General features: G+C 68.2%; 12 protein-coding genes and 1 tRNA gene. 4 read left to right on the forward strand and 9 right to left on the reverse strand.

Features of this window, described 5'->3' with window-relative positions; all coding sequences use genetic code 11:
• From RM1_RS25525 to RM1_RS25555, 7 genes are all read right to left on the reverse strand, one after another.
• Positions 1-841, reverse strand: an 841-nt coding sequence (locus RM1_RS25525; RefSeq protein WP_143187347.1) for an Ig-like domain-containing protein, incomplete at its 3' end; no start/stop codon positions are given.
• Positions 842-1,106: 265 nt separating this feature from the next.
• A tRNA-Ala gene (locus RM1_RS25530) sits at positions 1,107-1,182 on the reverse strand.
• Between the two features lie 123 nt (positions 1,183-1,305).
• Positions 1,306-2,007: a phosphoglycerate mutase family protein gene (locus RM1_RS25535; protein WP_072754399.1), complete on the reverse strand. Its 702-nt coding sequence runs from the start codon at positions 2,005-2,007 to the stop codon at positions 1,306-1,308.
• Positions 2,008-2,017: 10 nt separating this feature from the next.
• A complete protein-coding gene (sepX, locus tag RM1_RS25540; protein ID WP_072754400.1) occupies positions 2,018-2,767 on the reverse strand; it encodes a divisome protein SepX/GlpR in 750 nt (249 codons plus the stop codon).
• A 186-nt stretch (positions 2,768-2,953) separates the two neighbouring features.
• Positions 2,954-3,583, reverse strand: a complete 630-nt coding sequence (locus RM1_RS25545; protein WP_072754408.1) for a GNAT family N-acetyltransferase — start codon at positions 3,581-3,583, stop codon at positions 2,954-2,956.
• A gap of 30 nt (positions 3,584-3,613) precedes the next feature.
• Entirely contained in the window at positions 3,614-4,873 is a 1,260-nt protein-coding gene (gene glp / locus RM1_RS25550; RefSeq protein ID WP_072754401.1) for a molybdotransferase-like divisome protein Glp, read from the reverse strand.
• Positions 4,874-4,896: 23 nt separating this feature from the next.
• Entirely contained in the window at positions 4,897-5,817 is a 921-nt protein-coding gene (locus RM1_RS25555; RefSeq protein WP_072754402.1) for a UTP--glucose-1-phosphate uridylyltransferase, read from the reverse strand.
• Positions 5,818-5,904: 87 nt separating this feature from the next.
• On the opposite strand from RM1_RS25555, the gene RM1_RS25560 reads away from it, so the two are divergent.
• The 4 genes from RM1_RS25560 to mscL all read left to right on the forward strand — a co-directional run bounded on the left by RM1_RS25560 (position 5,905) and on the right by mscL (position 8,157).
• On the forward strand, positions 5,905-6,498 hold the full coding sequence (locus RM1_RS25560) for a 5-formyltetrahydrofolate cyclo-ligase (RefSeq protein ID WP_245816628.1): 594 nt from the start codon (positions 5,905-5,907) through the stop codon (positions 6,496-6,498).
• 88 nt (positions 6,499-6,586) lie between these two features.
• Positions 6,587-6,889 (forward strand): FmdB family zinc ribbon protein, encoded by a 303-nt coding sequence (locus RM1_RS25565; RefSeq protein ID WP_072754403.1) that lies wholly within the window; start codon positions 6,587-6,589, stop codon positions 6,887-6,889.
• Between the two features lie 89 nt (positions 6,890-6,978).
• Positions 6,979-7,668: an SAF domain-containing protein gene (locus RM1_RS25570; protein ID WP_072754404.1), complete on the forward strand. Its 690-nt coding sequence runs from the start codon at positions 6,979-6,981 to the stop codon at positions 7,666-7,668.
• A gap of 96 nt (positions 7,669-7,764) precedes the next feature.
• Positions 7,765-8,157, forward strand: coding sequence for a large conductance mechanosensitive channel protein MscL (gene mscL, locus RM1_RS25575; protein WP_072754405.1), 393 nt, complete (start codon positions 7,765-7,767; stop codon positions 8,155-8,157).
• 73 nt (positions 8,158-8,230) lie between these two features.
• Here mscL and RM1_RS25580 read toward each other — a convergent pair whose 3' ends face one another.
• Both RM1_RS25580 and RM1_RS25585 read right to left on the reverse strand, forming a co-directional pair.
• Positions 8,231-8,917: an MspA family porin gene (locus RM1_RS25580; protein WP_072754406.1), complete on the reverse strand. Its 687-nt coding sequence runs from the start codon at positions 8,915-8,917 to the stop codon at positions 8,231-8,233.
• Positions 8,918-9,002: 85 nt separating this feature from the next.
• Entirely contained in the window at positions 9,003-9,680 is a 678-nt protein-coding gene (locus tag RM1_RS25585; protein WP_072754407.1) for an MspA family porin, read from the reverse strand.
• Positions 9,681-10,011 lie beyond the last annotated feature (331 nt).

The following is a 10,011-nucleotide window of genomic DNA, read 5'->3' on the forward strand; positions in this document are numbered from 1 at the left end:
TCGGGGCGAGCACGGTCGAGGACACGGCATCGGCCTGTGCGACCTGCACGGTCTGCACCGACGACTGCGAGCCCTCGGCCCGCGGGGTCGCCAGGAACTTCGCGGACAGCCCGTGCGCGCCGCGAGTGGTCGGCGTCCAGTTGAACGTCGCCTCGCCCGCGCCGTTCAGCGGGGCCTCGCCGAGCTTCGCCCCACCGTCGAAGAACTCGACGGGATTGCCTTCGGCGCCACCGGTCACGGTCGCCTTCAGCGGCACCGACTGCCCGACCTGCACATCGGACGGCGCGGCCAGGGCGGTGGTGGAGGTGTTGGTCTTGACCGAAACCGCGGGGCCCTTGTTCTGGTAGGTGCCGGAACCGAGGGAGCCGCCGTAGTGCACCGTCGTCATCAGCGGGACGTTGCGGTCGCAGTTCGCGCCGACCTTGTAGGAGAACTCGAACGTCCGCAGGTTGGGGCTGATGTGCGGGTAGAGCGGCCACTCGATGCTGCTGCCCTTGACCTTCGCGAAGTCCGCGCCCTGGCTGTCCAGCCCGCGGGGCGAGCCGTCAACCTTGGCCGAACCGTCCACATACGTCAGGCAGGTCGGGTGGACGTCCTTGACCTCGTAGATGTACTCGACGACGCCGCCGGTCCGATCGAACTGGGTGGTCGAGGTGATGATGTCCCCCTCGGCCGGGTTCACATCGCTGATCGTGCGGGTGATCCGCTCGCTACCGTCGTCCCACGTCACGCTCGCCGGCGCCGCCCCCGCGACGCCAGCACCGACCGTGGCGGCGAACCCGGCCGAAAGGGCCAGAACGCTCGCCCCACCAACCATGCGACGAATGCTCTTGTCAGACATACACTTCCCCTCTTTACGGCAGACCGCGGACACGGAAAGACGTCCAGGCCGTCCAGATTCTCGTAGTGACCAGCGCCCGTCCGTCGCACGGCGATGACCTCCCGGGCCGCTGAGGCGACATGAAGTAGATCACATCCGACATGCGCGCGATGTCCCTTTGGTGAATGACATGGACAGCTGTCCGACACCCTGTCCGCCGAAGCGCGACTCAGAACGGGTGAACAACGCAAAAAGCGCTCCTCCCGAAGGAGAAGCGCCTTTCGACTGGTGGAGCTGAGGGGAATCGAACCCCTGACCTCTTCGATGCGAACGAAGCGCGCTACCAACTGCGCCACAGCCCCGAACCACGCTCCCGAAGGAACGCTCGGCAACTGTAGCAGCCCGGCCCGCCACAGAAAAAATCGCCCGGTCCGGAGCGGATTCGCCCCGCACAACACGCGTTCGTCCGACCGCGCGGGAGGATCTCACTCGGGGAGGGTCACGCCTGCCCGAGTGGTGTCGAGGATGGTCTGCCCCTCCGGGACGGACCGCCATTGGTCGAACGGCTGCTCCAGTGCGAACCGGCCGTCGGCCTTCCGCACCAGCGTCCGGGTCTCGGCATTGCCCGGGTTGTTCAGCGACTCGAAGTACTCCACCGACCAGTGGAACCAGCGCATGCAGAACAGCCGCATGGTCAGCCCGTGCGTCACGACGAGAGTGTTCGGCGGGAACCCGGGCTTGGCGCGGTGCCGGAACAGCGTCTCCATGAAGGTGCTCACCCGGTCGAAGACGTCAGCGCCGGATTCTCCCTCGTTGAACCGGTAGAAGAAGTGCCCGTAGGTGTTACGGAGCCCGGTCTGCCGGGAGATCTCGTCCGGATCCTGGTAGTTCGCCCAGTCCTGTTCGCGCAGACGCGGTTCCTCGATCCGGCGCTCGATCAGATCGTCGATGCCGAGCGCCTCCAGGGTCTGGTATGCGCGCAGGTACGGCGAGACGTAGACGCAGACCTTCTGCCCGTCGAACTGCTCGCGCAGTCGCGCCCCCGCGGCCCTCGACTGCTCCACGCCGCGCGCGGTCAACGGGATCCGGTAGTCCGGCACCCGCTCGTAGATCCCCGGATCGATGTTGGCCTCGGACTCGCCGTGCCGGAGCAGCACGATCCGCTCCGGCCCGGCCCCGGCTGCCATCGGCGCCGGGCTACTGACCGACGACCCGGCGCATCTCCTGAGGAGCCGCCTCTTCCTCGAACCGGATGTCGTAGTGCTCGAGGTGCTCGAACACCGGGTCCTCGTCGTCCACTTCGAGCACCACAGCCCCGCGCCGGCGCAGCCGCGACGGGATCAACCGCAGCTCGTCGTCCTCGCGGGACTCGACCCCGAGCCGGGACCGACTCAGGCGCGCCATCCGGCGACGACGGATCTCCTGCTCGAACTGGACCTGCCTGCGCATGTAGGCCAGGTACCCGCCTAGACCGACGAAGGCGGCCGCGGCCACCCACCACAGCATCGGCGAGATGATGAGCGCGAGCGCCGCCGACATGATCGTCACCAGGATCAGGCCGAGGACGGCACGCTGCCGGAAGCCGTACCGCGCGGCCCTGGCGAGGGCATCGGCTTCTGGGTCGAAGCCGCCGCGACCGCGGCGCTGCGGGACGTACTCACGAGCCGCGGCCCGCTCGTCGTCCAACTCGTCGACTTCTACTTGGGTGTCCATGCGGTCCTCCGCATACCTGGGGCGAGTGGCTTCGCGGCGCCAGTTCGGGTCGCTGCGGTGTCCTGAGGCGGGACCGCGGTGCTGCTGACGCGCGAGCTGGTCGCGGTCGAGCACACGGGTCGCCAGTGCTGCCTCGGTGGTCTGACGGATTCGGGGCCGACGTTTCGCCTGCATGGGCAGCAGGACGAACAGCCACATCCCGACCAAGGCGATCCACAGGATCGAGTTCGGCATACCGGCGACCTCCCTCCCAGTCGTCTACCAGCACGTATGACTCAATCAGCCCATTCAGGCTAATTGCCACGGCGCGCAGTTCCCCGCAGACGCGCCGACTCAACTTTCCCAACTGTCACAATAGTCACTCGCTCCAGTGGTGTTTTGCACTACCCGCCCTCAATCGGATCCGACGAGGTCGGCGAGTCACCCCCAGGCGGCCTTGCCCGCCCGGACCAACCGGTCGCTGACGGTGCCCTCGACCTCCTCGATCGTCATCGCCACCAGCAGGTGATCGCGCCAGGCACTGTCCACGTCGAGGTACCGCCGCAACAGTCCCTCCTCACGGAACCCGACGTTGCGTAGCACCGCCTGACTTGCCAGGTTCTCCGGGCGAACGGTGGCCTCGACCCTGTGCAACCCGAGCGCGCCGAAGCTGTGGTCGAGCCCGAGCGCCACCGCGGCGGTGGCCACCCCCTGACCGCCCACCTCCCTTGTCACCCAGTAGCCGATCCACGCGGACCGTAGCGCCCCGCGCACTATGTTCCCGATCGTCAACTGCCCACAGAACTTTCCGTCGAGTTCGATGACCAGCGGCACCATCCTGCCCTTGCGCGCCTCGGAGCGCAGCGAGGCGCACAGCCCCGGCCAGTTCCCGATGTGATGGCGGTCCTCCCACGGGCCCTCACCGGTCGGCTCCCACGGTTCGAGGTGTTCCTGGTCGCGAATGCGGATACGGCTCCAGGCCGCGGCGTCGCGCAGCCGGATCGGGCGCAACGTCACCCGCCCTGCGCCCACCGTGAGCGGACCGAGATGCGCCGGCCACCCCGGGTGCATCGAGTACTTGCGCAGCGCTGTTCCCAACCCTCAGCCTCGCTGCGCAAGGAAGGCCACGTCGACTTCGTCGCCGGTCCGGACCTCGGTGACCTCCGGTGCGACCAAGACGAGGCAGTTCGCCTCCGCCAGCGTCGCCAGGAGGTGCGAGGACGAGCCGGGCGCACCGCCGAGCGCCTGCACCAGGTACTCCCCCGTCGACTCGTCGCGCATGAGCTGCCCCCGCAGGAACCCCTTGCGGTTCTCGATCGAGGTGATCGGCGCGACCGTGCGTGCGGTCACCACCCGGCGCATCGGCTGCCTACGTCCCAGTGCGATCCGGATCAGCGGCCGAACCATCACCTCGAACACGACAAGCGCACTGACCGGGTTGGACGGCAACAGAAAAGTCGGCACCTCGTCGCGGCCGAGCTGGCCGAATCCCTGCACCGATCCCGGGTGCATGGCAACCCGCTCCACCTCGAGGTCCCCGAGGTCGCGCAGCGCCTCGCGGACCTGGTCGGAAGCCCCACCGCCGACCGCCCCCGCGATGACGACGATCTCCGAACGGATCAGCTGACCCTCGACCACCTCGCGCAGCCGACGCGGATCGGTGCCTGCGATGCCGACCCGGTTCACGTCGGCGCCTGCATCGCGCGCAGCCGCTGCGAGCGCATACGAGTTCACGTCATAGACCTGACCGGGGCCGGGGGTGCGGTCGATGTCGACCAGCTCGCCACCGACGGAGATGACCGACAACCGCGGTCGGGGATGCACCAGCACCTTGTCGCGCCCCACCGCGGCGAGCAGACCGACCTGGGCCGCGCCGATGATGGTGCCCGCGCGTACCGCGACGTCGCCGGGCTGCACGTCGTCACCGATGCGCCGGACGTAGTCACCGGACCGGACCGGCCAGTGCACCTTCACACGGTTCAGGCCGCCATCGGTGCGGTCGAGCGGCAGGACCGCGTCGGCGAGGGTCGGCAGCGGCGCCCCGGTGTCCACGCGTACCGCCTGACGCGGCTGCAACCGGATCGGTTGGCGCGAACCGGCGGCGACCTCGCCGACCACGGGCAGCGTAACCTCGACGGGCTCGTCGTCCTCGCCCCGGTTCTCCCCGCCCGCGCCCGCGACGTCGACGCTGCGCACGGCGTAGCCATCGATCGCGGCCTGATCGAATCCCGGCAGCGGGCGCTCGGTGACCACCTCTTCGGCACACAGCAGACCCTGAGCCTCGGAGATCGCCACCCGGACCGGCCGTGGCGCGACCGCGGCAGCCGTCACCCTCGTCTGCTGCTCCTCAACCGAGCGCATGTAGTCACTGCCTCCCGACCCCACTAATGTCCCGTCTGCTGCAGTCTCTTGGTGAGCCAGTCGCGCAGCGAAGGACCGTATTCTTCACTGTCCAGGGCAAAGTCAACCGCAGCCCGCAGGTAGCCGCCGGGATTTCCGAGGTCGTGTCTCGAGCCACGATGCACCACCACATGCACCGGATGCCCCTCCGAGATCAGCAACGCGATCGCATCGGTCAGCTGCAACTCGCCACCCTGACCCGGGGTGATCCGGCGCAACGCATCGAAGATCGCCCGATCCAGCAGATACCGGCCCGCGGCAGCGAACGTCGACGGCGCGTCCTCAGGCTTCGGCTTCTCCACCATCCCGGTCACCCGCAGGACATCAGGATTCGTCGCGTCCGGCACCTCCTCGACATCGAAGACGCCGTACGCACTGACCTGATCCTTGGGCACGTCGATGGCACACAACACGCTGCCGCCGCGCTTCTCCCGGACCCGGACCATCGTCTCGAGCACCCCGCGCGGCATCACCAGGTCGTCGGGCAACAGGACCGCAATCGCATCCTCGTCGTCATCGAGCACGCACTCGACGCAGCCGACGGCGTGACCGAGCCCGAGCGGCTCCTCCTGGATCACCGACTCCACCTCGAGCAGGCCCTGCGCCTTGCGGACCTTCTCCAGCAGATGCGACTTGCCGCTGGCCTCGAGCTTGCTCTCGAGCACCAGGTCCTCGACGAAGTGCGCGACGACGCCGTCCTTGCCCTCCGAGGTGACGATCACCAGTCGACTGGCGCCCGAATCGGCGGCCTCACCGGCAACGAGCTCGATGCCAGGGGTGTCCACCACGGGGAGCAGTTCCTTCGGCACCGTCTTGGTCGCGGGCAGGAACCTGGTGCCCAGACCAGCCGCGGGCACCACCGCCGTACGGAAGTGCCTGTTCTTGTTGGTGCCGGCCTGTGTCATGAGCACACCCTATCCATCTCGTCCGTGCGCTCCGGATTCTAGGGTGAGCACGATGGGACCGCGGATCAGGGGAACAGGGTGGCATCGGTGACCGAGGTGACGACGAAGGCGCAGTGGCGGGCCAGGGTTCTCGCCGCGCGTCGAGCACGCGACGCCGTGACAAGGGAGGCGGAGGACCGCGCCCTCGCCGCGGCCGCGGCGGAGCTCGGCGGCGCGCTCGGACCCGACGCCACGGTCTGTGCATATGTGCCGGTCGGGGCCGAGCCGGGATCGACGGCACTCCTCGATGCCCTCATGCGTCGGGTCGGACGGATCCTGCTGCCCGTGGCCAGGGAACCCGGCCCCCTGCACTGGGCGGAGTACCACGGCACCGAAGCCCTGGTCAGCGCCCCGTTCGGCCTGCGCGAACCCGCGCAGCCGCACCTACCGCCCTCGGCGATCTCGGAGGCGGCGGCGATCCTGATCCCGGCGCTGGCGGTCGACGAACGTGGGGTCCGCCTTGGTCGCGGCGCGGGGTTCTACGACCGAACGCTCGACCTGGCCGATCCGACGGCCCGCCTGATCGCGGTGGTCCGCGACGACGAGGTCGTCGCCGAACTGCCCGACGAGTCACACGACATCCGGGTCGGCTGGGTTCTCACCCCCGTCGGCGGCCTGCGTGCACTGGGAATAGGAAGCTGATTACCGGCGTTGGCACTCCTGACTGTAAAGTGCTAACGCCTGCCGTATCACCACCCAGGCCTGAGTACCCCGTGCGGAGGATCCTTCAGTGCCCACCTACTCGTATGCCTGCACCGAATGCAGCAACCGGTTCGACATCGTCCAGTCCTTCACCGACGACACCCTGACCGTCTGCTCCGAGTGCTCCGGCAAGCTGCGCAAGCTGTTCAACTCCGTCGGCATCGTCTTCAAGGGCAGCGGTTTCTACCGGACCGACAGCCGGGGCAGCGGCGGCACCGCGAGCGAGCCGGCCAAGTCCGATTCGTCGGCGTCCTCGACCCCCGCGACCAGCACGTCGACCAGCACGTCGACGTCCACCGCGAGCGCGGGCGCGTCCTCCTCGGCCACCTAGCCCCTGAGTTTCTCCACAGCCGACTGATCCATCCACAGGCACCTCATGCGGAGGCGCCGACGGCAGGCCGCGGTCCCTAGCGTGACCCCATGGACCGCGCACCGATCCCCGGCAGTCGTCGCCCCGAACGGCTGGACCCGACCTGGACCGACCGGCTCTCCTGGCTGACCCGACCGGGAACGGCCAGGATCGCCGCAGGCCGCAGGCTGCTCGCCGCCGTGCTGGCCATGACCGCGGTGATCCTGCTGCTGCGCGGCGACCCGTCGGACGATCGGGTCGCCGTCGTCGCCACCGCCCGCGACCTGACGCCCGGCCTCGTCCTGCGCGCCGACGACCTGCGACTCGTCCAGCTGGGCGCAGGGGCGGTGCCCACCGGAGCCCTTCGCGCCCTCGAAGACGCCGTCGGCCACACCCTGACCGGGCCCGCCAGGGCGGGCGAGACCCTGACCGACCTCCGCCTGCTCGGTCCGCGTCTGGCCAACGCGGCCACCGACTCATCCGACGCCCGCGTTGTGCCGATCCGCCTCGCCGACCCGGAAGTGACCGACCTGTTACGCGAGGGCGACCGGGTGGACGTGCTGACCGTGAACTCCGACACCGGAGGACCGGCGCCCGACGCCCGGGTACTGGCCTCCGCCGCGACGGTGATCCTGGTGTCCCCCAACGATTCCGGCCGTGGCGCGCGCGAGCGCGTTGTCATGCTCGCGCTGCCTGCCGGCGAGGCGACCACGGTCGCCGCGGCCTCACTCTCGACGGCGCTCACGGTCACCTTCCACTGACCACCCGACCCGGCTCCTGTTGCCCCACCACGCCCGGTGTCCATAGCATTTCCATATCCGAGAGCATCACCAGCCGACGGAACGGAGACCCAACCCATGTTGAAGGGCTTCAAGGACTTCCTACTCAAGGGAAACGTGCTCGACCTGGCCGTCGCGGTGATCATCGGCGCAGCGTTCACCGCCATCGTCACCGCATTCACCGGCAACATCGTCGAGCCACTGATCGCCGCCCTCGGCGGTTCGAACGAGATGGGCTTCGGTTTCCAGATCACCGACAGCCCCGAGACCTTCGTGAACATCGGTGCCGTGATCACCGCGGCGATCAACTTCGTCATCATCGCGGCCGTCGTGTACTTCATCCTCATCGTTCCTTACACCCACACCAAGGAGCGGTACATGAAGCAAGAGGAGAAGGAGGCCACGGACATCGAGTTGCTCACCGAGATCCGCGACCTGCTGGGCAGCGACGCCGCCAGGCATCGGAGCTGAGGAGGCCGACACACGTTGGGCCCGTACCGAATTCGGTACGGGCCCAACGTGTGTGGATCAGGTCGGCGCCTGGTCAGCCGATGCTGAAGGGCTGACCCCAGAGGGTGACGGTGCCCTTGACGTTCTCGGTGTCGACGGTGACGTTGACGTAGGAGCGGGCCTGGGCGTATCCGGCGCAGCCCTCGACGCCCATGGTGGAGTCGGCCCAGGTGACGCTGCCGGAGGCACCCTCGAAGGAGTGCTCACCGGAGTGCGACTCGCCACCGAAGTCGTCGGCTTCCTCGAGGTCGAGGACCGAGAAGCTGGCCGCCTGGCCGGGGCCGATGGAGATGTTGCCCGCGCTGTCGGCGGTCATCTTGGCGTCGCCGTCCTCGTTGGCCCAGGTGGTGCCGCCGCCGGCGTTGTGGCCGGTCCCGCCGCCCAGTGTGAGCTGGCAGGCCACGATGTAGCCGGGCTCGATGTCGCCGCCCTCGGCGCCGGAGCCGCCGGAGATCTCGACCTTCGCCGAACCGGAGACCCACACGTTGCGGTGCAGCGGCGTCGCGCCCATGGAGCCGGAGATGTTCGCGGACTCCCCGCTCATGGTGACGGTGACGACGGTGCCGTCGGCGAGGGTCTTGGTGATGGTGCCGCCGGGCAGCGGCACGAAGGTGTCGGCGTTCGCCGCGCCGGCGGAGAAGAAGCCGAGAGCGATGGCGGCGGCGCTGCCGAGCGCGGCGGTCTTGAGCCCGCGACGCAGGCCGGTGCTGGAGACGTTCATGAATTCCCCTGTTCAGGGTCGGTCAGCTCGCGTCACCGCGAGCAAAGAGGGATGGACGAAAGAAAAGAGCGGAAGGGCGCGCGTGTCAGCCGATGCTGAACGGCTGGCCGTACAAGGTGGTCTTGGAGTAGTCGTTGCCGACGATCTCGACCACCGTGTAGGCGCGAGCCTGGGCGTAACCGCCGCAGTTCTGGATCTCGATCTGGGTGTCCTGGTACTGCACGGCGTACTTGCCGTTCTTCTTGATGTCCTTGCCCGCCACCCCGACGAACTTGACCTGCCCCGCCGAGACCGGCACCGTCAGCGAACCGGAGATCGACGGACCGTCCATGCTCACACCCATCCCGATCGAGCCACCGAGACCGGTGATGTCGACCTGGCAGCCCACGATGTACCCGGTGCTGATCCGCGAGACCCCGTGCGTGGAGGAGTTGTTGGTGCCCTTGTCGTTGGTGGCACCGTTCCACGGACCCGCCTCACCCTCACCGGAGACACCGGTGACATCGGCGGTGACCGTGCCCGAGACCCACGCGGTGCGGCCGGCACCGTTGGCGGCCAGCGACGGCGAGATCAGGACACTCTCGCTGGTACGCCCCACGACCGCACCCGGCCCGGCCTTCTGCCCATCCGGCAGCGGCACGAACGTGTCGGCATGCGCCGCACCGGTCGACATCAGGCCGATCGCCACCACGGCAGCACCGACACCAGCGCTCATGCTCATTGCGCTGGTGCGGCGGGCGCCACGCTTACGGATCTCGCTCATTGAATCCCCTCACAGGTCTTGCGCTCACCTCTCGCCTGACCAGGCGGTGAGCACGGTTGCCCCGCAAAGCTAAATGGTTGAACACCCCACGAATAGATCGGAAACCTCACTTTTACACATCATTAACTGCACGGGTGACCCAGGTAACAGCAAAAAGCCGGGGACGACGGAAATGTCCGTTTCGTCCCCGGCTTCGGCCGGCCGATCACACGAGCGTGATTGGGTCTCATCCCATTCGTGATTGGGCCTTGACTGTTTTGTGATTCATCTCACTGATGGTTCGTCGAGCCTGAGATCAGCCGAGGCTGAACGGCTGGCCCCACAGGGTGAT

The organism is Rhodococcus maanshanensis NBRC 100610 (assembly GCF_001894865.1).
In the GTDB taxonomy this organism is placed as follows: Bacteria; Actinomycetota; Actinomycetes; order Mycobacteriales; family Mycobacteriaceae; genus Rhodococcus_G; species Rhodococcus_G maanshanensis.